Annotated in this window: 19 protein-coding genes; 15 read left to right on the top strand and 4 right to left on the bottom strand. The window is 70.3% G+C overall.

The features are described 5' to 3' along the window. Positions 1 to 123 precede the first annotated feature (123 nt). A complete protein-coding gene (locus C6Y14_RS09480; RefSeq protein WP_199854684.1) occupies positions 124 to 1,662 on the top strand; it encodes a PucR family transcriptional regulator in 1,539 nt (512 codons plus the stop codon). Positions 1,663 to 2,081: 419 nt separating this feature from the next. Next, on the top strand, positions 2,082 to 2,879 hold the full coding sequence (locus C6Y14_RS09475; protein ID WP_107016094.1) for a phosphatase: 798 nt from the start codon (positions 2,082 to 2,084) through the stop codon (positions 2,877 to 2,879). Positions 2,880 to 2,883: 4 nt separating this feature from the next. On the opposite strand, the gene C6Y14_RS09470 is transcribed toward C6Y14_RS09475, so the two are convergent. The 3 genes from C6Y14_RS09470 to C6Y14_RS09460 all read right to left on the bottom strand — a co-directional run bounded on the left by C6Y14_RS09470 (position 2,884) and on the right by C6Y14_RS09460 (position 5,753). Next, on the bottom strand, positions 2,884 to 3,768 hold the full coding sequence (locus C6Y14_RS09470; RefSeq protein ID WP_107016093.1) for an acyl-CoA thioesterase: 885 nt from the start codon (positions 3,766 to 3,768) through the stop codon (positions 2,884 to 2,886). Between the two features lie 73 nt (positions 3,769 to 3,841). Beyond that, a complete protein-coding gene (locus C6Y14_RS09465) occupies positions 3,842 to 4,999 on the bottom strand; it encodes an acyl-CoA dehydrogenase family protein (protein ID WP_107016428.1) in 1,158 nt (385 codons plus the stop codon). A 142-nt stretch (positions 5,000 to 5,141) separates the two neighbouring features. Continuing rightward, a complete protein-coding gene (locus C6Y14_RS09460; RefSeq protein WP_107016092.1) occupies positions 5,142 to 5,753 on the bottom strand; it encodes an SACE_7040 family transcriptional regulator in 612 nt (203 codons plus the stop codon). Between the two features lie 135 nt (positions 5,754 to 5,888). On the opposite strand from C6Y14_RS09460, the gene C6Y14_RS09455 reads away from it, so the two are divergent. The 11 genes from C6Y14_RS09455 (at position 5,889) to C6Y14_RS09400 (ending at position 19,419) form a co-directional block, all read left to right on the top strand. After that, the gene (locus tag C6Y14_RS09455; protein WP_107016091.1) at positions 5,889 to 7,505 is read left to right on the top strand and encodes a carboxyl transferase domain-containing protein; all 1,617 of its coding nucleotides are present in this window, start codon (positions 5,889 to 5,891) and stop codon (positions 7,503 to 7,505) included. 47 nt (positions 7,506 to 7,552) lie between these two features. Further along, entirely contained in the window at positions 7,553 to 9,643 is a 2,091-nt protein-coding gene (locus C6Y14_RS09450) for an acetyl/propionyl/methylcrotonyl-CoA carboxylase subunit alpha (protein ID WP_107016090.1), read from the top strand. Then, a complete protein-coding gene (locus tag C6Y14_RS09445; protein WP_107016089.1) occupies positions 9,640 to 10,596 on the top strand; it encodes a hydroxymethylglutaryl-CoA lyase in 957 nt (318 codons plus the stop codon). Before C6Y14_RS09450 ends, C6Y14_RS09445 begins: the two co-directional genes overlap by 4 nt. Before the next feature lie 11 nt (positions 10,597 to 10,607). Next, on the top strand, positions 10,608 to 11,768 hold the full coding sequence (locus C6Y14_RS09440) for an acyl-CoA dehydrogenase family protein (RefSeq protein WP_107016427.1): 1,161 nt from the start codon (positions 10,608 to 10,610) through the stop codon (positions 11,766 to 11,768). Positions 11,769 to 11,880: 112 nt separating this feature from the next. Then, positions 11,881 to 12,063: a DUF397 domain-containing protein gene (locus C6Y14_RS09435; RefSeq protein ID WP_107016088.1), complete on the top strand. Its 183-nt coding sequence runs from the start codon at positions 11,881 to 11,883 to the stop codon at positions 12,061 to 12,063. Positions 12,064 to 12,569: 506 nt separating this feature from the next. Continuing rightward, positions 12,570 to 12,818, top strand: a complete 249-nt coding sequence (locus tag C6Y14_RS09425; RefSeq protein WP_107016086.1) for a hypothetical protein — start codon at positions 12,570 to 12,572, stop codon at positions 12,816 to 12,818. Positions 12,819 to 13,073: 255 nt separating this feature from the next. Continuing rightward, complete coding sequence (locus C6Y14_RS09420) at positions 13,074 to 14,120, top strand: ABC transporter substrate-binding protein (RefSeq protein WP_107016085.1); 1,047 nt, start codon at positions 13,074 to 13,076, stop codon at positions 14,118 to 14,120. Positions 14,121 to 14,317: 197 nt separating this feature from the next. Then, positions 14,318 to 15,784: a lysine decarboxylase DesA gene (gene desA, locus C6Y14_RS09415; RefSeq protein ID WP_107016084.1), complete on the top strand. Its 1,467-nt coding sequence runs from the start codon at positions 14,318 to 14,320 to the stop codon at positions 15,782 to 15,784. Next, the gene (locus C6Y14_RS09410) at positions 15,768 to 17,060 is read left to right on the top strand and encodes a lysine N(6)-hydroxylase/L-ornithine N(5)-oxygenase family protein (protein WP_107016083.1); all 1,293 of its coding nucleotides are present in this window, start codon (positions 15,768 to 15,770) and stop codon (positions 17,058 to 17,060) included. The genes desA and C6Y14_RS09410 overlap by 17 nt, the downstream gene beginning before the upstream one ends. Then, positions 17,057 to 17,632 carry a GNAT family N-acetyltransferase gene (locus C6Y14_RS09405; protein WP_107016082.1) on the top strand — a complete coding sequence of 192 codons (576 nt, stop codon included), beginning with the start codon at positions 17,057 to 17,059 and terminating at the stop codon, positions 17,630 to 17,632. The genes C6Y14_RS09410 and C6Y14_RS09405 overlap by 4 nt, the downstream gene beginning before the upstream one ends. Next, positions 17,629 to 19,419: an IucA/IucC family protein gene (locus C6Y14_RS09400; RefSeq protein ID WP_107016081.1), complete on the top strand. Its 1,791-nt coding sequence runs from the start codon at positions 17,629 to 17,631 to the stop codon at positions 19,417 to 19,419. The genes C6Y14_RS09405 and C6Y14_RS09400 overlap by 4 nt, the downstream gene beginning before the upstream one ends. A gap of 104 nt (positions 19,420 to 19,523) precedes the next feature. Here C6Y14_RS09400 and C6Y14_RS09395 read toward each other — a convergent pair whose 3' ends face one another. Next, entirely contained in the window at positions 19,524 to 21,137 is a 1,614-nt protein-coding gene (locus tag C6Y14_RS09395) for a beta-N-acetylhexosaminidase (protein WP_107016080.1), read from the bottom strand. A 62-nt stretch (positions 21,138 to 21,199) separates the two neighbouring features. Between C6Y14_RS09395 and C6Y14_RS09390 the strand changes: the two genes are divergently transcribed. Next, on the top strand, positions 21,200 to 22,057 hold the full coding sequence (locus C6Y14_RS09390; RefSeq protein ID WP_107016079.1) for a DUF4429 domain-containing protein: 858 nt from the start codon (positions 21,200 to 21,202) through the stop codon (positions 22,055 to 22,057). Positions 22,058 to 22,381: 324 nt separating this feature from the next. Continuing rightward, complete coding sequence (locus C6Y14_RS09385; RefSeq protein WP_107016078.1) at positions 22,382 to 22,639, top strand: hypothetical protein; 258 nt, start codon at positions 22,382 to 22,384, stop codon at positions 22,637 to 22,639. Positions 22,640 to 22,642 lie beyond the last annotated feature (3 nt).

The raw sequence follows: 22,642 nt of genomic DNA, 5'->3' as shown, positions 1-22,642 counted from the left end.
CCGGGGGGGAGCAGCTGCCCTCACCCGCGGTCTCCGGTCGCCACGACACTAGGTGGCCGGAAAGCAACGCTGAAGTGTACGTTTCATCCACTGCCACCGGATCCGATGGAGGAAACGTCCACCATGCCGGACACCGCCGTACCCGCAGTCCCGCCCACCCCGCCCGTCCCCCTGGCCGCCCTGCTGGCCCGGGAGGATCTCGGACTCCGGCAGATCGCGGGCCCGAGCGATCCGGCCACGGTGATCCACTGGGCGCACACCTCAGAGATGGCGGACCCGTACCCGTACCTGCTCGGCGGCGAACTGCTGCTGACGGCCGGGGTGCACATTCCGGAGGCGGCGGGATCGGGTACGCGGCCGGGCACCTACTTCGACGCGTACGTGTCGCGGATCGTCGAGGCGGGGGGTTCGGCGCTCGGCTTCGGGGTGGCGCCGGTGCACGACACGGTCCCACGGGCCCTGGTGGAGGCCTGCGACCAGTACGGGCTGCCGCTGGTCGAGGTGCCGCCGCGCACCACCTTCTCCGGCGTGGCGCGGGCCGTCTGGCAGCTCATGGCCCAGGCCCGGACCACCGAACTGCGCCGCGTCACGGAGGCCCAGCAGAGCCTCGCCGCCGCCGCGGCACGCCCGGACCCGGTCCCGTCGGTGCTCCGGCAGCTCGCCCAGCGGACCGGGGGCCGCGCCGCGCTGTACGCCCCGGACGGCGCGGAGGTGGCTTCGGCGGGGCGGCTGCCGGGGGCGGGAGCGGAGGTGAGCACTGCTCTGGCGGGGCTGGCGGGGGTGGTGCGGCCCGGCGGCGACGGCGGCTCGGGCACCGGCACCAGTACCAGTACCGGTCCGACTCCGTCCTCCGCGAGTGACACGGTGGCCGGTGTCCATCTCGCCGCGTACGCCCTCGGCACCGGCACCGGCCGGGGGTTCGTCCTGGGTGTCGCCGCCGCCCGCCGCGACCCCGGCGACCACACGATCGCATCCGTCGGCGCGGTGCTCCTCTCCCTCCTCACCGGGGAGCACCAGAGCGGCACGGGCGCGGCCCGCTCCTCGGCACTCGTCCGCATGCTGCTGGGGGCCGCGCCGGAGGAGGTCGCTCCGCTGCTGGACCCCGGCGAACGGTGGATCGTCGTGCACGCGCGGCCCGACGGTCCCGCACCGGACGCCGTGACCGCGTCGGCGCTCGGGGCGGCGCTGGGGTCCGCGCTGGTCGACGTGGCCGGTGACGTCGTACGGGTCCTCGTCCCCGCGGGGCACAGTGAACTCGTCGCCCAGCCCGGCTGGACGTGCGGGGTGAGCGCGGCCGTCCCGCCGCGCGAGTGGGGGGTGGCCGATACGCAGGCCGCTCGTGCGCTTTCGCGGGCGCGGGCCACGCGGGAGCCGATGGTGCGGCACGGTGACCGGCCGGGGCTGGCCGGGCTCGTCGCGCCGGCCGAGGCCGCGGCGCACGCCCGCGCGGTCCTGATGCCCATCGCCGGGAACGCCGCCCTGACGGAGACGCTCCGCACGTGGCTGTCCCTGCACGGCAGCTGGGACCGTACGGCGGTGGCGCTCTCCGTCCACCGCAACACGGTCCGCCAGCGGATCGCTCGCGCGGCGACCCTCCTGAACACGGACCTGGACGACCCGGACGTCCGCATGGAGCTGTGGTTCGCCCTGCGCGACGCCTGACCACTTTCCTCGCCCCCGGACCCCCGGCCCTCAAACGCCGGACGGGCTGAAAGACGACAACGCCGGGCGGGACCGGGAAAAAAGCCGGGGCGCAGCCCCGCTTTTTCAGGGGCGCGGGGAACTGCGCGACCAGCCCCCACCGCCCCGCAGCCGTCATACGGCCGAGGACAGGGCGCAGCCCGTCCCGAGGGGCGCGGGGAACTGCGCGACAAGCCCCCACCGGGCCGCACCCGACAACAGAACGCCCGGGGCCCGGGGCGAAGCCCCGCCCCCTCAGGGGCGCGGGGAACTGCGCGGCCAGCCCCCGCCCACCCGCACCCGACAAACAACCCACCCCACCCCCAAACCCCCGAGTGACTCAAATCCCACGGTTCGATACCCGGCACCACCCAGCGGAGCGCACCGGCAGAATGGGGGGTATGCCGATACCCGTGACCCCCAGCCGCGCCGACCTCCTCGACCACCTCGTACAGACGCGTATCGCGGGCAACGTGGCCACCCCCCGCGAGAACAACCTCTCCCACTACCGCAAGCTCGCCAACGGAGACCGCAACTACTGGCTCGGCCTGGAGCTCGGCGACCGCTGGACCGACGAGCAGGACGTCCTCGCGGTGATGGCGGAGCGGTGCGGCGTGAACGACGACCCGGAGTACCGGTACGGCCAGGACACCATCGACCCGGAACTGACGGTCGACGCGCTGGAGCGCATGGCGGGCCGGCTGCGCAAGGCCGCGGCGGGCGGGCAGCGCGTGCTGTTCGCCACCGGCCACCCCGGCGGCCTGCTCGACGTGCACCGCGCCACCGCCGCCGCCCTGCGCGCGGCCGGCTGCGAGATCGTCGTCATCCCGGACGGCCTGACGACGGACGAGGGTTACGTCTTCCAGTTCGCCGACGTCGCCGTACTGGAGCACGGCGCGACCCTGTGGCACACCCACTCGGGCGAGCCGATGCGGGCGATCCTGAAGGCCCTGGAGGGCGAGGGCCGCCCCCTGCCCGACCTGGTCGTCGCGGACCACGGCTGGGCGGGCTGCGCGGGCCAGCTGGGCGTGGACTCCGTGGGCTACGCGGACTGCAACGACCCGGCCCTGTTCCTCGCGGAGGCGGAGGGCACGGTCCAGGTGACCGTCCCCCTGGACGACCATGTCACGAGCCCCCGCCACTACGACCCGATGACGGCGTACCTGCTGGACGCGGCGGGCCTGTCCGGCAACGACTGAGTGGCTAGTCCCGCGGGATGCGGACCACGCCCTCCTGGATCACCGTGATCGCCAGTTGCCCGTCCCGCGTGTAGATACGGGCCTGCCCGAGGCCCCGCCCGCCGGACGCGGACGGCGACTCCTGGTCGTACAGGAGCCATTCGTCGGCGCGGAACGGGCGGTGGAACCACATCGCGTGGTCCAGGGAGGCCCCGACGACGTCCCCGGTGACCCAGCCGCCGCGCCCGTGGGCGAGCAGCACGGAGTCGAGGAGCGTCATGTCGGAGACGTACGTGGCGAGGCAGACGTGCAGCAGCGGCTCGTCGATGACGCCGTCGAGCTTGCCGTTGGTGCGGAACCAGACCTGCGAGCGCGGTTCGCGCGGCTTGCCCACGCTGGCGAACGGCGGCGCGTCCACGTAACGGAGGTCGACGGCGGCCCGCGCCTCCAGCATCCGCTGGGCGACGCCCTGGTCCCCGTACACCTCCAGGTACCGCGGCAGCATCTCGGCCGCGGTCTCCAGGGTCTCCGGGTCGGGCGCGGGCGGCATGTCGGCCTGGTGGTCCATGCCCTCCTCGTACGTCTGGAACGACGCGGAGAGATGGAAGATCGGCTGTCCGTGCTGGACGGCGACCACCCGGCGGGTCGTGAAGGACCGCCCGTCGCGGATGCGGTCGACGGTGTAGACGATGGGCGCGCCCGGGTCCCCCGCGCGCAGGAAGTAGGCGTGCAGGGAGTGGGCGAGCCGGTCCGCGGGGACCGTGCGCCCCGCGGCGACCAGGGCCTGCGCCGCGACCTGCCCGCCGAAGACGCGCGGGACGACGGCGAAGCGCGACTGACCGCGGAAGATGTCCTGCTCGATCCGCTCAAGGTCGAGCAGATCGAGCAGACCTTCAAGTGCCTGACTCATAGGTCAGTTGTACCGTGCATCGGATGTCTCGGATGTCTCGGATGTTTCGCGAGTGTGTTCGCGGGCCCGGGCCCTACAGGCCCATGTTCTTGGCGATGATCGACTTCATGATCTCGCTGGTGCCGCCGTAGATGCGGTTGACGCGGTTGTCCGCGTACAGGCGGGCGATCGGGTACTCGTTCATGAAGCCGTAGCCGCCGTGCAGCTGGAGGCAGCGGTCGATGACGCGGTGCGCGACCTCGGTGCAGAACAGCTTCGCGGACGCGGCCTCGGCGGCCGACAGTTCGCCCTGGTCGAGGGCCTCCAGGGCGCGGTCGGCGACCGCCTGGGCGGCGTCCACCTCGGCCTGGCAGGCGGCCAGCTCGAACTTGGTGTTCTGGAAGTGCGAGACCGGCTTGCCGAAGACCGTGCGCTCAAGCACGTACTCCTTGGCGAAGCGGACGGCCGCCGCGGCCTGGGCGTACGCGCCGAACGCGATGCCCCAGCGCTCGGAGGGCAGGTTGCCGCCGAGGTAGTAGAAGCCCTTGTTCTCCTCGCCGAGCAGGTCCTCGACGGGCACCTTGACGTCGACGAACGCCAGCTCGGCGGTGTCGGAGGTCTTCAGCCCGAGCTTGTCGAGCTTGCGGCCGACCGAGTAGCCCTCGGACTTGGTGTCGACGGCGAAGAGGGAGATGCCGAAGCGGCGGTCCTCGGCCGTGGACGGGGAGGTGCGGGCGCAGACGATCACGCGGTCGGCGTGCACACCGCCCGTGATGAAGGTCTTGGCGCCGTTGAGGACGTAGTGCGTGCCGTCCTCGCTGAGCTTCGCGGTGGTCTTCATGCCCGCGAGGTCGGAGCCGGTGCCCGGCTCGGTCATCGCGAGGGCCCACATCTCCTCACCGGAGACGAACTTCGGCAGGAAGCGCTTCTTCTGCTCGTCGGTGGCGAGCGCCTTGATGTAGGGCAGGCCGAGCAGCACGTGTACACCGGAGCCGCCGAAGGAGACGCCCGCGCGGGCGGTCTCCTCGTACATCACGGCCTCGAACTTGTACGAGTCGATGCCGGCGCCGCCGAACTCCTCGTCGACCCGGATACCGAAGACGCCCAGCTCGGCGAGCTTGTAGTAGAAGTCGCGGGGCGCCTGGCCCGCCGCGAACCACTCGTCGTAGACGGGGACGACCTCGGCCTCGATGAAGGCGCGCAGGGTCTCCCGGAACGCCTCGTGATCCTCGCTGAACACCGTACGGCGCACCGCCGCCACCTCCGCCTGGCTCAAGTTTCCATGTCCGAGCGCATACCTAAGCGCTTGCTCAGGCCTACGTTACCGGCCGGTCACGACCATCGTCCAGACCGGACCCCGCAGGCATCCCGAGACGCTCGTCACGCCCGGCCGCTCAGGACGCCTCCGGCGCCCCGGGCTCCCCGGCCGCCGCGAACGCGCCCCTCGCCATACGGTGCAACAGTTCCGCCGTGCCCGCCCGTCCGGGCAGCGAGCCGGGGCGCCCCAGGTGCGGTGTGGAGTTCAGCAGGCCGAAGACCGAGTGCACGGCCGAACGGGCGCTCGGCTCGGCCAGCGCGGGATGGATCTCGCGTACGACCGTCACCCACAGCTCGACGTACTGGCGCTGCAGCTGCCGTACGAGCTTGCGGTCGGTGTCGCGCAGGCGGTCCAGCTCGCGGTCGTGCAGGGTGATCAGCGGGCGGTCGTCGAGCGCGAAGTCGATGTGCCCCTCGATGAGCGAGTCGAGGAGCGCCTCCGGGCTCCCGCCGGACTCCGCCACACGGAGTTTGCCGCCGGTCAGCAGCTGCTCGCTGATCCCCACCAGCAGCTCGGCGAGCATCGCGTCCTTGCCGGCGAAGTGGCGGTACAGGCCGGGCCCGCTGATGCCGACCGCGGCGCCTATCTCATCGACGCCGACCCCGTGGAAGCCGCGTTCGGCGAAGAGCCGGGCGGCTTCCTTGAGGATCTGCTCGCGGCGGGTGGGGGCGTCGGTTCTGGTGGCCATGGAAGCAATTCTAGACAGGATGGTTAGCGCTCGTTAACCTGAACGAAACGCGTTAACGCTCATTAACCGCATTGCAGTGATCACGTTCGGCGACTTGGTTCATTGACCGGTGACACCGGGTGAGGGGACCGCAGGATGCACGAGGCACCGGAGCTCCACAGCGCGGCCGATCCCGCGTCGGAGGCCTGGCGGAACAACGAGGCGGCACACCACGCCCTCGTCGGCGAACTGCGGCGCAAGCTCGCCGCGGCCCGCCTCGGCGGCGGCGAGCGGGCCCGCGCCCGGCACACCGCCCGCGGCAAGCTGCTGCCGCGCGACCGCGTGGACACGCTGCTCGACCCCGGCTCACCGTTCCTGGAGCTGGCCCCGCTGGCGGCCGACGGGCTGTACGAGGGACAGGCCCCGGCGGCGGGTGTCATCGCGGGCGTCGGCCGGGTCGCGGGCCGCGAGTGCGTGGTGGTCGCCAACGACGCCACGGTCAAGGGCGGCACGTACTACCCCATGACGGTGAAGAAGCACCTGCGCGCCCAGGAGGTGGCGCTGGAGAACCGCCTCCCCTGCGTGTACCTCGTGGACTCGGGCGGCGCGTTCCTCCCGATGCAGGACGAGGTCTTCCCGGACCGCGACCACTTCGGCCGGATCTTCTACAACCAGGCCCGGATGTCCGGGGCCGGGATCCCCCAGATCGCGGCGGTCCTCGGCTCGTGCACGGCCGGTGGGGCGTACGTCCCCGCGATGAGCGACGAGGCGGTCATCGTGCGCGGCCAGGGCACGATCTTCCTCGGCGGCCCCCCTCTCGTGAAAGCCGCGACCGGCGAGGTGGTGACGGCGGAGGAGCTGGGCGGCGGCGAGGTCCACTCCCGGATCTCCGGTGTCACGGACCACCTCGCCGAGGACGACGCCCACGCCCTGCGGATCGTCCGCACGATCGTCTCGACGCTCCCCGACCGCGCCCCCCTGCCCTGGTCGGTCACGCAGGGCGTGGAGCCGAAGGTGGACCCGGCCGGGCTGTACGGCGCGGTACCGGTCGACTCCCGCACCCCCTACGACGTACGCGAGGTCATCGCGCGCGTGGTGGACGGCTCGCGCTTCGCGGAGTTCAAGTCCGAGTTCGGCCAGACCCTCGTCACCGGCTTCGCGCACATCCACGGCCACCCGGTCGGGATCGTCGCCAACAACGGCATCCTGTTCTCCGAATCGGCCCAGAAGGGCGCCCACTTCATCGAACTGTGCGACCAGCGAGGCATCCCTCTCGTCTTTCTGCAGAACATCTCGGGCTTCATGGTGGGCCGCCAGTACGAGGCGGGGGGCATCGCCAAGCACGGCGCGAAAATGGTCACCGCGGTGGCCTGCACCCGCGTACCGAAGCTGACGGTGGTGGTCGGCGGCTCGTACGGGGCCGGCAACTACTCGATGTGCGGCCGGGCGTACTCCCCGCGCTTCCTGTGGATGTGGCCGAACGCCAAGATCTCCGTGATGGGCGGCGAGCAGGCCGCGTCGGTCCTGGCGACGGTCAAGCGCGACCAGCTGGAGGGCCGCGGCGAGTCCTGGCCACCAGACGCGGAGGAAGACTTCAAGGCCCCGATCCGCACCCAGTACGAGACCCAGGGCAACGCCTACTACGCCACGGCCCGGCTCTGGGACGACGGCGTGATCGACCCGATGGAGACCCGGCAGGTCCTGGGTCTGGCCCTGACCGCCTGTGCGAACGCGCCGCTGGGCGACCCCCAGTTCGGCGTCTTCCGGATGTGAAGGGGACGACGGCAGGGATGGGTACGGACATGAGGGGACCCGCGACGATGTTCGACACGGTACTGGTGGCCAACCGGGGCGAGATCGCCGTCCGGGTCATCCGGACACTGCGGTCGCTGGGCGTGCGCTCGGTGGCCGTGTACTCCGACGCGGACGCCGACGCCCGGCACGTGCGCGAGGCGGACACGGCGGTACGCATCGGTCCGGCCCCGGCCGCCGAGAGCTACCTCTCGGCGGAGCGCCTGCTGGAGGCGGCGGCGCGGACGGGAGCACAGGCGGTGCACCCGGGCTACGGCTTCCTCGCCGAGAACGCGGCGTTCGCGCAGGCGTGCACGGAAGCGGGCCTGATCTTCATCGGCCCGCCGGCATCGGCGATCTCCCTGATGGGCGACAAGATCCGCGCCAAGGAGACGGTGCAGGCGGCCGGGGTCCCGGTGGTACCGGGCTCATCGGGCAGCGGCCTGACGGACGCCGAACTGGCCTCCTCCGCCCGCGAGATCGGCACTCCGGTGCTCCTGAAGCCCTCGGCGGGCGGCGGCGGCAAGGGCATGCGCCTGGTGCGGGACGCGTCCGTGCTCTCGGAGGAGATCGCCGCAGCCCGCCGTGAGGCCCGCGCCTCCTTCGGCGACGACACCCTCCTCGTGGAGCGGTGGGTCGACCGCCCCCGGCACATCGAGATCCAGATCCTGGCGGACGACCACGGGAACGTGGTGCACCTCGGCGAACGCGAGTGCTCCCTCCAGCGCCGGCACCAGAAGATCATCGAAGAGGCGCCGAGCGTGTTCCTCGACGAGAAGACACGGGCCGCGATGGGCGAGGCGGCGGTCCAGGCGGCCCGTTCCTGCGGCTACTCGGGCGCGGGCACGGTCGAGTTCATCGTCCCCGGCGACGACCCGGCCTCCTACTACTTCATGGAGATGAACACCCGCCTCCAGGTCGAGCACCCGGTGACCGAACTGATCACGGGCATCGACCTGGTGGAGTGGCAGCTACGGGTGGCGGCGGGCGAGCGGCTCGGCTTCGCCCAGGAGGACGTGACGTTCACCGGGCACGCTGTCGAGGCCCGGGTGTGCGCCGAGGACCCGGCACGGGGCTTCCTGCCGTCCGGCGGCACGATCCTGAGCCTGTACGAGCCCCAGGGCGACGGCATCCGCACCGACTCCGGCCTCACCGAGGGCACGGAGGTCGGCTCGCTGTACGACCCGATGCTGTCGAAGGTGATCGCGTACGGCCCCGACCGCGCGACGGCCCTGCGCCGCCTGCGCGGAGCCCTGGCCCGGACGGTGACGCTGGGGGTCCAGACGAACGCGGGGTTCCTCCGGAAGCTGCTGGCACATCCGGCGGTGGTGGCGGGGGAACTGGACACCGGGCTGGTGGAGCGGGAGGTGGAGGGGCTGGTGTCGGATTCGGTCCCCGGGGAGGTGTACGTGGCGGCGGGCGTCCTGCGCCAAGCGGCTCTCACCCCCTGGGGGCTCCGCCCCCAGACCCCCGATCGGCCTGAACGGCCTCGTCCTCAAACGCCGGACGGGCTGGGTGGGTGGACGGATCCGTTCTCGGTCCCGAGCGGGTGGCGCATGGGCGGCGAGCCGGCTTGGACGGTGCACCATCTGCGGGTACCCGGCCACGACGCCGTGACAGTCCGGGTGCGGGGCACTGAGGTCAGGTTGAACGAGGAGGCCGTCATCGTGTGGGGGTCCGGGGGCCTGCCCCCGGTTTCGGGAAGGGGCGGGGCTGGGGAAGAAGCAGCCTCCACCTTCACCCTCCACCTGGACGGCATCACCCACACCTTCCACCACTCCGGCACCTGGCTGGCCCGCGAAGGCGAAGCCTGGAACGTGCAGGACCACGACCCCGTCACCGCCTCCCTCACCGGCGCGGCACACGCCGGCGCGGACTCCCTCACCGCCCCCATGCCCGGCACGGTCACCGTCGTGAAGGTGACGGTCGGGGACGAAGTGACCGCAGGCCAAAGCCTGCTGGTCGTGGAGGCGATGAAGATGGAGCACGTCATCTCCGCCCCGCACGCCGGCACCGTCACCGAGCTGGACGTCACCCCGGGCACGACAGTGGCCATGGACCAGGTCCTGGCCGTGATCGCGCCCCAGGAACCGACGGCACCGCAGGAGGAGCAGGCATGACGACCCCCGAGCTCGGCCTGCCCATGGCCGTACCGGCCGAAGGCCTCCCGCGGAAGGTCCGTATCCACGAGGTGGGCGCCCGCGACGGCCTGCAGAACGAGAAGGCCACCGTCCCTACGGAGACGAAGGCGGAGTTCATCCACCGCCTCGCCGCCGCGGGCCTCACCACCATCGAGGCGACGAGCTTCGTCCACCCCAAGTGGGTGCCGCAACTGGCGGACGCGGAGCACCTGTTCCCGCTCGTACGGGAACTGGGCGCCCAAGGCGGCACGGCCCTGCCCGTCCTCGTCCCGAACGAACGCGGCCTCGACCGCGCCCTGGACCTCGGCGCAACGCGCATCGCCGTGTTCGCCAGCGCCACGGAGTCCTTCGCCAAGGCCAACCTCAACCGCACCGTGGACGAGGCACTGGCGATGTTCGAGCCGGTGGTCGCACGGGCCAAGGCGCAGGACGCCCACGTACGCGGCTACCTCTCCATGTGCTTCGGCGACCCGTGGGAGGGCCCGGTCCCGCTCCCCCAGGTCGTCCGCGTGTGCCGGGCCCTGCGCGACATGGGCTGCGACGAGCTGAGCCTCGGCGACACGATCGGCGTGGCGACACCGGGCCACGTGACCGCGCTCCTGACGGCGCTCAACGAGGAGAACATCCCCACCCCCTCCCTCGGCGTGCACTTCCACGACACGTACGGCCAGGCCCTCTCCAACACCCTGGCCGCGCTCCAGCACGGCGTGACGACCGTGGACGCGTCGGCGGGCGGCCTCGGCGGTTGCCCGTACGCGAAGAGCGCCACCGGCAACCTCGCCACCGAAGACCTCGTATGGATGCTGACGGGCCTCGGCATCGACACCGGGGTCGACCTCGGCCTCCTCACCGCCACAAGCGTGTGGATGGCCGGACAACTGGGCCGACCCAGCCCGTCCCGCACCGTCCGCGCCCTCTCCCACAAGGAGTGACCACCATGCCTCTGGACCACCGCCTCTCCCCCGAACTCGACGAACTGCGGCGCACGGTCGCCGAGTTCGCCCGCGACGTCGTGGCGCCGAAGATCGGCGACTTCTACGAGCGGCACGAGTTCCCGTACGAGATCGTCCGCGAGATGGGCCGCATGGGCCTGTTCGGGTTGCCGTTCCCGGAGGAGTACGGGGGCATGGGCGGCGACTACCTGGCGCTGGGCATCGTCCTGGAAGAACTCGCCCGCGTGGACTCCTCGGTGGCGATCACCCTGGAAGCAGGCGTCTCACTCGGCGCGATGCCGATCCACCTCTTCGGAACCCCGGAGCAGAAGGCGGAGTGGCTGCCCCGGCTCTGTTCGGGCGAGCTGCTGGGCGCGTTCGGCCTGACCGAGCCGGACGGCGGCTCGGACGCGGGCGCGACGCGGACGACGGCCCGCCTGGACGAGGCGACGAACGAATGGGTGATCAACGGCAGCAAGTGCTTCATCACCAACTCGGGCACGGACATCACGGGCCTGGTGACGGTCACGGCGGTGACGGGCCGCAAGCCGGACGGCGGGCCGCTGATCTCCTCGATCATCGTCCCGTCCGGCACCCCGGGTTTCACGGTCGCCGCCCCGTACTCCAAGGTCGGCTGGAACGCCTCGGACACCCGCGAACTGTCCTTCGCGGACGTCCGCGTCCCGGCCGCGAACCTGCTCGGCGCCGAGGGCCGCGGGTACGCGCAGTTCCTCCGCATCCTGGACGAGGGCCGCATCGCGATCGCGGCGCTGGCAACGGGCCTGGCCCAGGGCTGCGTGGACGAATCACTCAAGTACGCAAAGGAACGCCACGCTTTCGGCCGCCCGATCGGCGCGAACCAGGCGATCCAGTTCAAGATCGCCGACATGGAGATGCGGGCCCACACGGCCCGCCTGGCCTGGCGCGACGCGGCGTCCCGCCTGGTGGCGGGCGAACCGTTCAAGAAGGAGGCGGCCCTGGCCAAACTCCACTCCTCCACGATCGCCGTCGACAACGCCCGCGACGCCACCCAGATCCACGGCGGCTACGGCTTCATGAACGAGTACCCGGTGGCCCGCATGTGGCGGGACTCCAAGATCCTGGAAATCGGCGAGGGCACGAGCGAGGTCCAACGCATGCTGATCGCAAGGGAACTGGGCCTGCCGGGCTGACCCGCCCCACCCGGTCCGCGTGAACCTCCCACGCGGACCGCCGGCACCCGGCCTTCACGCGCCCCGCGCGCCCTCCGCGTTCCCGTCGGCCACGCGGACGGAGAACCCGGCCGTGTCCAGCTTGTCGAGCCAGTCGGGGTCCGCCTGCGTCTACATCGCCACCCCCACCACCGGAACGATCCTCCTCCGGGAGAGCGACGCCCCGGAAATCATCCTCACCACCGGCCCACGCCAGCTCGCGGCCCTGATACGCATCCTTGGCATAGGCCAGAGGCAAAATCACTCGTACGACTGAACGCATGCCCTTCACTCTCGAACGACGCGTGGACACCCTGTTACGGGTCGACACGGCGAACAGCGGAAGCTACCTGCTCGCCATCGAGATGCAGGGACGACGGGACCCGGACAAGCTCAACAGCTGGACGTACTACCTGGCACACCTCTACGCCAAGTACGAGCTACCCCCGGTCCTCCTCGTCGTCTGCCAGGACAAGTCCACCGCATCCTGGGCGGCCGAGCCCATCCGTATCGGCACGTCCACCCACACCAGCATCGCCGTCTTCCCCCTGGTCCTGGGGCCCGACAATCTTCCCCCGATCATCGATCCGGACGAGGCGGCGCAGGACCTGGGCCTCTCCGTCTTCTCGGCACTCACCCACGCCAAGGATCCGGCCCTCCCTGCGATACTGGACGCACTGGCGACGGCACTCGTCGACACCGGCGGCGAGATCGCGAAGGACTGGGCGGAATTCACTGAGATCGGTCTGGGTGGCCCCCGGACGCGCGCACTGGAGGAACTTGATGGCCACATACACCAGTCGCTTCCCCGGCAGCGGAACCATCATCGAGGAGTCCATCAACAAGGGCCTGGCCGAAGGCCAGACGCGCAGTCGGGCCGAGGACATCCTCCGTCTCCTCACCCTCCGCGGCATCGACGTCCCCGAAGCCGCCCGGGAGCGCATCACCGGCTGCACCGATCTGGAGACCCTGGGCGTCTGGTTCGACCGGGCGGTCACCACCGTCGACGTGGAGGAACTGTTCGCGCCGTAGTGAGCCACCGGCGCGGGCCTGCGCACGGCCACTCGTAGGGCGGCGGCAAGCCGTGAGGCGAGGAAACCCGGCTTTCTTTGCCTCACGGGCGGCACTCGCGCGGGCAGTCGCACAGCCCGCTCACAGCGGGCCCGAGCGGCCGTCGCGGGCGTTTCAGCAGGTGAAGCCCGCCTCCTGGACACAAGCTGAGGTTAGGCTAACCTACCTTCGCATCTGTCCGGCGGGCCATCCGCCCTGTTCGAAAGCAGTCACGACATGTCCAACGCCCGCGCCACCCACCTCACCCGACGCGGCATTCTCGCCGCCGGCGGAGCCGTCGGCCTCGGTGCCGTGCTGGCCGCCTGCGGTGACGACGACCCGAAAAGCGGTGGCTCGGCGGACAAGTCGAAGGCCGCCGCTTCCGGCCCCTGGACGTTCAAGGACGACCGCGACGAGACCGTGAAGCTCGACAAGGTCCCGGCGAACATCGTCGCGTTCACCGGTGTCGCCGCCGCCCTCTTCGACTACGGCATCGAGGTCAAGGGCGTCTTCGGCCCGACGAAGACGAAGGACGGCAAGGCCGACGTCCAGGCCGGCGACATGGACGTCAGCAAGGTGACGGTCCTCGGCAACGTGTACGGCCAGTTCAACGTGGAGAAGTACGCCACGCTCGCCCCGGACGTGCTGATCTCCACGATGTTCGACGACGCCGGCACCCTCTGGTACGTCCCCGCGGAGTCCAAGGACAAGATCTCCAAGCTCGCCCCGAGCGTCGGCATCTCCGTCTACGACCGGCAGCTGCCCAAGCCGCTGGAGCGCATGCTCGCGCTCGCCGAGTCGCTGGGCGCGGACGTGCAGGCCGCCAAGACCGTCGAGGCGAAGAAGAACTTCGAGGCGGCGGCCGAGCGTCTGCGCGCCGCCGCGAAGGCCCGCCCGGAGATCAAGGTCCTCGCCGGTTCCGCCAGCCAGGACATCTTCTACGTGTCCGGCTCGAACCTCTCCATCGACCTGGAGTACTTCAAGGCCCTCGGCGTGAACCTCGTCGAGCCGCCCGCCAAGGTCCTGAAGGCGAGCGGCGGCTGGTTCGAGAACCTCAGCTGGGAGAACGTCGACAAGTACCCGGCCGACATCATCATCATGGACGACCGCACCGCGACCATCCAGCCCGCCGACATCACCGAGGCGACCTGGAAGAAGCTGCCCGCCGTCAAGGCCGGCCAGGTCATCGGCCGCACCCCCGAGCCGATCCTCTCCTACGCCAAGTGCACCCCCATGCTCAACAACCTCGCCGAGGCCATCGAAAAGGCCAAGAAGGTCGCATAGCCCCTTCAGGGGCGCGGGGAACTGCGCGGCCCGCCCCCACCGGGCCCGCAGGCAAGCCAGTTGAGAGTCGTGCGTCACAGGAGTAGCAAGGGGCACCCTCAAGCACAGGAACTTAGGTTAGGCTAACCTAAGTTAAGCGCCGCCCCCCACGGCATTCCCATGCGCCCGTCCCTCTCCCGCCCCCGGAGGACTCCCCCATGCGCTCGCACCTGCTCAACGACACGACCGCGGACCGGTACCGCCGTTCCGTGACCGAAGGAATAGAGCGGGTGGCGGCCAAACTCGCCACCACCGAACGACCGTTCACGGGTGTCACGGTCGACACCCTCGCCCCCCGCATCGACCGGATCGACCTCGACAAGCCGCTGCACGACACCACCGCGGTGCTCGACGAACTGGAGGACGTCTACCTCCGGGACGCGGTCTACTTCCACCACCCCCGCTACCTCGCGCACCTCAACTGCCCGGTGGTCATCCCCGCGGTGGTCGGTGAAGCGGTCCTGTCCGCCGTCAACTCCTCCCTGGACACCTGGGACCAGTCGGCCGGCGGCACCCTCATCGAGCGCAGGCTCATCGACTGGACCAACGAGCGCATCGGGTTCGGCTGCTCCGCCGACGGCGTGTTCACCTCCGGCGGCTCGCAGTCCAACCTCCAGGCGCTGCTGCTCGCCCGCGAGGAGGCCAAGCCGGGGCAGGCAGGATGGGAGGCGTCCGCCTCGTACGGCAAACTGCGTATCTTCGCCTCCGAGGCGAGCCACTTCAGCGTCAAGAAGTCCGCGAAACTCCTCGGGCTCGGCGCGGACGCCGTGGTCACCGTGCCCACCGGCAACGACAAGCGCATGCAGACCGTGGCGCTCGCCCACGAGCTGGAGCGCTGCAGGCGCGACGGACTGGTCCCGATGGCCGTCGTCGCGACCGCCGGCACCACCGACTTCGGCTCCATCGACCCGCTGCCCGAGATCGCGGAGCTGTGCGAGCAGTTCGGCGCCTGGCTGCACGTGGACGCCGCGTACGGCTGCGGACTGCTCGCCTCGCTCAGGAACCGGCACCGCATCGACGGTATCGAGCGCGCCGACTCCGTCACCGTGGACTATCACAAGTCCTTCTTCCAGCCGGTGAGTTCGTCCGCCGTGCTGGTCCGCGACGCGGCCACCCTGCGCCACGCCACCTACCACGCGGAGTACCTCAACCCGCAGCGCGCGGTGCAGGAGCGCATCCCCAACCAGGTCGACAAGTCCCTGCAGACCACCCGCAGGTTCGACGCCCTCAAACTGTGGATGACGCTGCGGACCATGGGCGCCGACGGCATCGGCCAGCTCTTCGACGAGGTCTGCGACCTGGCGGAGGAGGGCTGGAAGCTGCTCGCCGCCGACCCGCGGTACGACGTGGTGGTCGCCCCCTCCCTCTCCACCCTGGTCTTCCGTTACATCCCGGCGGCCGTCACCGACCCGGCCGAGATCGACCGCGCCAACCTGTACGCCCGCAAGGCCCTGTTCGCCTCCGGTGACGCGGTGGTCGCGGGGACGAAGGTCGGCGGCCGTCACTTCCTGAAGTTCACCCTGCTCAACCCCGAGACCACGACGGACGACATCTCCGCCGTGCTCGACCTGATCGCCGGCCACGCCGAGCAGTACCTTGGAGAGTCCCTTGACCGCGCTTCCTGAACCCGCTGAATCCGCCGTGCGCACGCACGACTTCATCGGCATCGGTCTTGGCCCCTTCAACCTCGGCCTCGCCTGCCTCACCGAGCCGATCGACGAACTCGACGGTGTCTTCCTGGAGTCCAAGCCGGACTTCGAGTGGCACTCCGGGATGTTCCTGGAGGGCGCGCACCTCCAGACGCCGTTCATGTCGGACCTGGTCACCCTGGCCGACCCGACGTCCCCGTACTCCTTCCTGAACTACCTCAAGGAGTCGGGCCGTCTGTACTCGTTCTACATACGCGAGAACTTCTACCCGCTGCGCGTCGAGTACGACGACTACTGCCGCTGGGCCGCCTCGAAACTCTCCTGCGTCCGTTTCAGCACGACGGTCGCGGAGGTGACGTACGAGGACGCGCACGAGGTGTACGTGGTGCGGACCAGCGCCGGTGACGAGTACCGTGCCCGGCATCTCGTCCTCGGCACCGGCACTCCCCCGTACGTGCCCGAGGCCTGCGCGGACCTCGGCGGGGACTTCATCCACAACTCCCGCTACCGGCAGCACAAGCGGGAGCTGCAGGCCAAGAAGTCGATCACGCTGGTCGGCAGCGGGCAGTCCGCCGCCGAGATCTACTACGACCTGCTGAGCGAGATCGACGTCCACGGCTACCGGCTGAACTGGGTCACGCGCTCCCCGCGGTTCTTCCCGCTGGAGTACACCAAGCTCACGCTGGAGATGACCTCCCCGGAGTACATCGACTACTTCCACGCGCTGCCCGAGCGGACCCGCTACCGCCTCCAGACGGAGCAGAAGGGCCTGTTCAAGGGGATCGACGGGGAACTGATCGACTCGATCTTCGACCTGCTCTACCAGAAGAACCTCGGCGGCCCGGTCCCCACCCGGCTGCTCACCAACTCGGCGCTGAAGGAAGCGCGTCACGAGAACGGCACGTACACCCTGGGGCTGCGCCAGGAGGAGCAGGAGACGGACTACGAGCTGCAGTCCGAGGGCCTGATCCTGGCGACCGGTTACAAATACGTGGAGCCGGAGTTCCTGAGGCCCGTGCGTGACCGGATCCGCTACGACGAGCACGGCAACCACGACGTGGCCCGCAACTACGCCATCGACACGACGGGCCGCGGCATCTTCCTGCAGAACGCCGGCGTCCACACCCACTCGGTGACGTCCCCGGACCTCGGCATGGGCGCGTACCGCAACGCGTACATCATCCGGGAACTGCTCGGCACCGAGTACTACCCGGTGGAGAAGTCCATCGCGTTCCAGGAGTTCGCCGTATGAGCGCCGCCGGAACCAGCAGCACCGTGGGCGTACTGAGTCTGCGCCCCCTCGACCCCCTCAAGGACACCGGGCTGCTGCACTCCTGGGTGACCGACCCCAAGGCGGCGTACTGGATGATGCAGGACGCGAAACTGCAGGACGTGGAGCGCGAGTACATGGCCATCGCGGCCAGCGAGCACCACCACGCGTATCTCGGCCTGCACGACGGCCTGCCCGCGTTCCTGATGGAGAAGTACGACCCCCGGTACATCGAACTCGTCGGGCTGTACGAGCCCGAACCCGGTGACGTCGGCATGCACTTCCTGGTCGCCCCCACCGACCGGCCCGTGCACGGCTTCACCCGGGCCGTCATCACCGCCGTCATGGACGAGCTGTTCGCCGACCCGCGCACCCGCCGGGTCGTCGTCGAGCCCGATGTCACCAACAAGGCGGTCCACGCGCTCAACGAGACCGTCGGCTTCGTCGCGGAGCGCGAGATCGAGAAGCCGGAGAAACGCGCGCTGCTGTCCTTCTGCACACGCGACCAGTTCCTGAACCGGCGCAGCCCGGCCAGCCGAGGAGTTTCCCTGTGACCCTGTCCGACGCCGTGGCGCATCTGTCCCCCCACCGCTGGGCCCGGGCCGATCGCCTCCTCATCCGCAAAGCCCTCGCCGAGTTCGCCCACGAGCGCCTGATCACCCCCGAGCCCCTCGACGAGGGTGGCACCGGCAAAAAAGCCGAGTACGCCGTCCGCAGCGACGACGGTCTGACCCGCTACCGCTTCACCGCCACCCGCCGCGCCCTCGACCACTGGCAGGTCGACGCCGACTCGATCACCCGCAGCCGTGACGGCGGTGAACTCCCGCTCGCCGCGCTGGACTTCTTCATCGAGCTGAAAAAATCTCTCGGCCTGAGCGACGAGGTGCTGCCGGTCTACCTGGAGGAGATCTCCTCCACCCTCTCCGGCACCTGCTACAAGCTCACCAAGCCCCAGCTCACCTCCCCCGAGCTGGCGAAAAGCGGCTTCCAGGAGATCGAGACGGGGATGACGGAGGGCCACCCCTGCTTCGTCGCCAACAACGGCCGGCTCGGCTTCGGCATCCACGAGTACCTGTCGTACGCGCCGGAGACCGCGAGCCCCGTACGGCTGGTCTGGCTGGCCGCGCACCGCTCGCGGGCCGCGTTCACGGCGGGCGTGGGCATCGAGTACGAGTCGTTCCTCCAGGGCGAGCTGGGCAAGGAGACCGTGGACCGCTTCCACGGTGTGCTCCGCGAACAGGACCTCGACCCGGCCGACTACCTCTTCATCCCGGTCCACCCCTGGCAGTGGTGGAACAAACTGACGGTGACCTTCGCCGCGGAGATCGCCCGGCAGCACCTGGTGTGCCTGGGCGAGGGCGACGACGAGTACCTGGCCCAGCAGTCGATCCGGACGTTCTTCAACAAGAGCGAGCCGGAGAAGCACTATGTGAAGACCGCCCTGTCGGTCATCAACATGGGCTTCATGCGCGGCCTGTCCGCCGCGTACATGGAGGCGACCCCGGCCATCAACGACTGGCTGGCGCAGCTCATCGACAACGACCCGGTGCTGCGCTCGACCGGCCTGTCGATCATCCGCGAGCGCGCGGCCGTCGGCTACCGGCACCTGGAGTACGAGGCCGCCACCGACCGCTACTCCCCGTACCGGAAAATGCTCGCCGCCCTGTGGCGCGAGAGCCCGGTCCCCTCGCTCCGGGACGGCGAGTCCCTGGCCACCATGGCCTCGCTGGTCCACGTGGACCACGAGGGCGCCTCGATCGCCGCCGCGCTGATCGAACGCTCGGGCCTGACGCCGGTGGAGTGGCTGCGCCGCTACCTCCACGCCTACTTCACCCCGCTGCTGCACAGTTTCTACGCGTACGACCTGGTGTTCATGCCGCACGGCGAGAACGTCATCCTCGTCCTCAAGGACGGGGTGGTCGAGCGGGCGATCTACAAGGACATCGCCGAGGAGATCGCCGTCATGGACCCGGACGCGGTACTCCCGCCGACGGTCGAGCGGCTGCGCGTGGACGTCCCCGAGGACAAGAAACTCCTGTCGATCTTCACCGACGTCTTCGACTGCTTCTTCCGCTTCCTGGCGGCGAACCTCGCGGCCGAGGGCGTCATCGAGGAGGACGACTTCTGGCGGACGGTCGCCGACTGCGTACGCGACTACCAGGCGTCGGCGCCCGAACTCGCGGACAAGTTCCGGCAGTACGACATGTTCGCGCCCGAGTTCGCGCTGTCCTGCCTCAACCGGCTGCAACTGCGGAACAACGAGCAGATGGTCGACCTCTCCGACCCGGCCGGGGCCCTCCAGCTCGTCGGCACCCTGAAGAACCCCATAGCCGGGCTGTAGCCACCGGTTCGCACGAAAACCGGTCACTCAGCCCCACAAGCAGGCGGGCGCCCCCATGTACGGTCCCAGGGGCGCCCGCCGTCGTACTCAGCCGTGATCAGTAACTAATGCGTCGGCCAGGGAACTTGCGGCGACCGGTAGTAGTCGATGCCCAGCGCGTCCCAGCGGGGCGCCTGCGCGGCGAGCCGCACCTTGTAGGTGTCCCAGTCGTGCGTCGAGGCGGGCGACCAGCCCAGCTCGGCCACACCGGGCAGCCGCGGGAACGCCATGTACTCGATGTTCGACGAGGTCGAGAGCGTCTCGGTCCACAGCGGCGCCTCGACGCCGCGTACGGCCGAACTCGGCGTACCCGGCAGGTAGTTGCCTGGGTCCCAGTCGTACGACCGCCGCACCTCCACGAGCCCGGCCCAGGCCTGCCCGAGGGGCGTGTCGGCGGTGTATTTCATATCCAGATACACGCGGTCGGCGGGCGAGAGGACGATCCCGGTGCCGTTCCTGGCCGCCGCCGCGACCTGCTCCTTCTCGGCGGCGCTCGTACCGTCGAGACCCCAGTACTGGGCGAGCGCACCCTTGGCGGGAGTGGCCCCGGTCAGCTGATGCCAACCCATCACGCTCTTCCCGTACTTGGCGACGATCGGCTGGACCTTCTCCATGAAGGCGACGTAGTCCTCATGACTCGTGGAATGCGCCTCGTCACCGCCGATGTGCAGGTACTTGCCCGGTGTGAGCGCGGCCAGTTCACGCACCACGTCGTCCACGAAGTCGTACGTCACCGGCTTGTCGACGCACAGCGAACTGAAGCCGACCTCGGTGCCGGTGTAGAGCGGCGGGGCGACACCGGCACAGTTCAGCTCGGCGTACGAGGCGAGCGCCGCGTTGGTGTGACCGGGCATGTCGATCTCGGGCACGACCTCCAGATGCCGCGAGGCGGCGTACCGCACGAGGTCCTTGTACTGGGCCTTCGTGTAGTAGCCGCCGGGCCCGCCGCCGCCGACCTGCGTGGAGCCGCCGTACGTGGCGAGGCGCGGCCAGGAGTCGATGGCGATGCGCCAGCCCTGGTCGTCGCTGAGGTGCAGATGCAGCGTGTTGATCTTGTAGAGCGCGAGCTGGTCGATGTAGCGCTTGACCTGGTCCACGGTGAAGAAGTGCCGGGAGACGTCCAGCATCGCGCCGCGGTAGCCGTAGCGGGGGGTGTCGGTGATGGTGCCGCCGGCGACGGCCCAGGGCCCCGGCTGCTTCGAGTCCTTCTCGATCGCGGCGGGCAGCAGCTGCCGCAGGGTCTGCACACCGTGGAACAGCCCGGCGGCCCTGCGGGCGGTGATCGTGACAGCACCCTTCCCGCTGGTCAGACGGTAGCCCTCGGCGCCGAGGCCACCGGTGCCCTTCTGACTGATCCTGAGCCGGATGCCATCGCCGCCCGGGTCGTCGGTGACGGGAAGCCGGTAACCGGTCGACGGCCGCAGCACACCGGCGAGATACGCGCCGACGTCATGGACCCCCCTCGACCGGTCGACGCGGATGCGCGTACCGCTGGTGATCCGGTACGGGGAGCCGCCCGGGTCGACCGAGGCGGGTGCCGGGACGACCCGGCTCAGCGGAGTGACGGTGCGGTCGACTGTGCGGCCGGGCGCGGACGGTGCCGCGCCGACCACGGAGATACCGGCGGCTGCCACGAGCAGCAGCGTACCGAGCAGACGGGGCGTTCTGTGCTGTCTCACATGCGCTCCCTTCGAATGGGTATAGACCACTCTCCCGCAGAGGCGGTGAAACAATCCCCCTCATGGCGGAAATCATCCAGCGGGACGGCACGTGGACCTTCGACGGCGACGCCCTGCGGCTGGTCCCGGGCCGCGACAAGAACGTGGGCGTACTGCGCAAGTCCCTGGGTGAACTGGCGGTGCCGCTGGGCGCGTTGGCGGGGATCTCGTTCGAACAGGGCAAGAAGTCCGGCCGGCTCAGGCTGCGGCTGCGGGACGGCGCGGACCCGCTGCTGCACGCGACCGGGGGCAGACTCACGGAGGCCTCCGACCCCTACCAGCTGACCGTCGAGTCGGACCGCTACGGCGTCGCCGAGTACTTCGTGGACGAGATCCGCAACGCGCTGCTCCTGGACGAGGTGCCGAGCGGCGCCGTCGACCGCTACCTGCTGCCGGGGCCGGCCGTGCCGCTGTCGGTCTCCGCCGGGGACGGCACCGCGAGCTTCGACGGGGAACAGGTGCGGCTGGAATGGAACTGGAAGACCGAGGAGGCGAAGTCGGCCGCGGGCGCGCGTACGCTCGCGCTGGCCGACATCCAGGGGGTGGAGTGGCAGCCGTCGGTCGGCCTGGAGAACGGGCATCTCCGCTTCACTGTCCGAGGCGCCCCGACGAAGGCCCCGCCGAAGTACGACCCCAACGCGGTCGAACTGTGGGGCTTCAAGAAGGACCCCCTGATGGCGCTGGTGGCGGCGGCGGTCCAGGCACGCCTCCCCCACCCGTCGGCTCCGCCGCCCACTCCCGCGAAGCAACTCGCCCCGCCGGAGGTCGACCACGACGCCCTCCTCCGCCGCCTCCGCGAACTGGGCGACCTGCGCGATGCGGGCGTCCTGACGGACGAGGAATTCACCCTGGCGAAGCAGGCGATCCTGCGGGGGATGTAGCGACGGGGGCAGGGGCGGCTGCGCAGTTCCCCGCGCCCCTGTCGGCCGGGTGCGGGCCGGTGGGGGCTGGCCGCGCAGTTCCCCGCGCCCCTAAACGCCGGGTGCGGGCCGGTGGGGGCTGAGCGCGCAGTTCCCCGCGCCCCTCGGGGCGGGCTGCGCCCTGCCCGCCAAGGGGAAAAGCAGGGGCGCAGCCCCGCTTTTCAGGGGCGCGGGGAACTGCGCGGCCAGCCCCCACCGGCCCGCACCCACAGCCGAACAACAGCCCCTTGCCCGAAATCGGGCAGGATCCTTGCGATCGCCCGCGCTTTACCCCAGGATCAACGAGTGCACGACGACCTTGTTGATCACCTGACGCGCTCCTCACCCCTCAGCCGGGGCGAGGCACTGCGGGTGATCCAGGACGTGCTCGCCTACTTCGACGAGACGACGGAGGACTACGTCCGTCGCCGCCACCGGGAGCTCCAGGCACAGGGCCTGGTCAACTCGGCGATCTTCGAACGGATCACGGCGGACCTCGAATACCGCGCGGTCGCACCGCCGGAGCTCACGCTCCGGCAGGTGCGCCGCATCGTCTACGGCTAGGAA

It is taken from the genome of Streptomyces dioscori (assembly GCF_003024195.1).
In the GTDB taxonomy this organism is placed as follows: Bacteria; Actinomycetota; Actinomycetes; order Streptomycetales; family Streptomycetaceae; genus Streptomyces; species Streptomyces dioscori.
This window is presented reverse-complemented; position numbering and strand designations above follow the sequence as displayed.

Excerpts from the sequence above, each read along its gene's own strand:
- C6Y14_RS09480 (WP_199854684.1), top strand. The coding sequence starts at position 124 with ATGCCGGACACCGCCGTACCCGCAGTCCCGCCCACCCCGCCCGTCCCC.
- C6Y14_RS09475 (WP_107016094.1), top strand. The coding sequence starts at position 2,082 with ATGCCGATACCCGTGACCCCCAGCCGCGCCGACCTCCTCGACCACCTC.
- C6Y14_RS09470 (WP_107016093.1), bottom strand. The coding sequence starts at position 3,768 with ATGAGTCAGGCACTTGAAGGTCTGCTCGATCTGCTCGACCTTGAGCGG.
- C6Y14_RS09460 (WP_107016092.1), bottom strand. The coding sequence starts at position 5,753 with ATGGCCACCAGAACCGACGCCCCCACCCGCCGCGAGCAGATCCTCAAG.
- C6Y14_RS09455 (WP_107016091.1), top strand. The coding sequence starts at position 5,889 with ATGCACGAGGCACCGGAGCTCCACAGCGCGGCCGATCCCGCGTCGGAG.
- C6Y14_RS09450 (WP_107016090.1), top strand. The coding sequence starts at position 7,553 with ATGTTCGACACGGTACTGGTGGCCAACCGGGGCGAGATCGCCGTCCGG.
- C6Y14_RS09445 (WP_107016089.1), top strand. The coding sequence starts at position 9,640 with ATGACGACCCCCGAGCTCGGCCTGCCCATGGCCGTACCGGCCGAAGGC.
- C6Y14_RS09425 (WP_107016086.1), top strand. The coding sequence starts at position 12,570 with ATGGCCACATACACCAGTCGCTTCCCCGGCAGCGGAACCATCATCGAG.
- C6Y14_RS09420 (WP_107016085.1), top strand. The coding sequence starts at position 13,074 with ATGTCCAACGCCCGCGCCACCCACCTCACCCGACGCGGCATTCTCGCC.
- desA (WP_107016084.1), top strand. The coding sequence starts at position 14,318 with ATGCGCTCGCACCTGCTCAACGACACGACCGCGGACCGGTACCGCCGT.
- C6Y14_RS09405 (WP_107016082.1), top strand. The coding sequence starts at position 17,057 with ATGAGCGCCGCCGGAACCAGCAGCACCGTGGGCGTACTGAGTCTGCGC.
- C6Y14_RS09390 (WP_107016079.1), top strand. The coding sequence starts at position 21,200 with ATGGCGGAAATCATCCAGCGGGACGGCACGTGGACCTTCGACGGCGAC.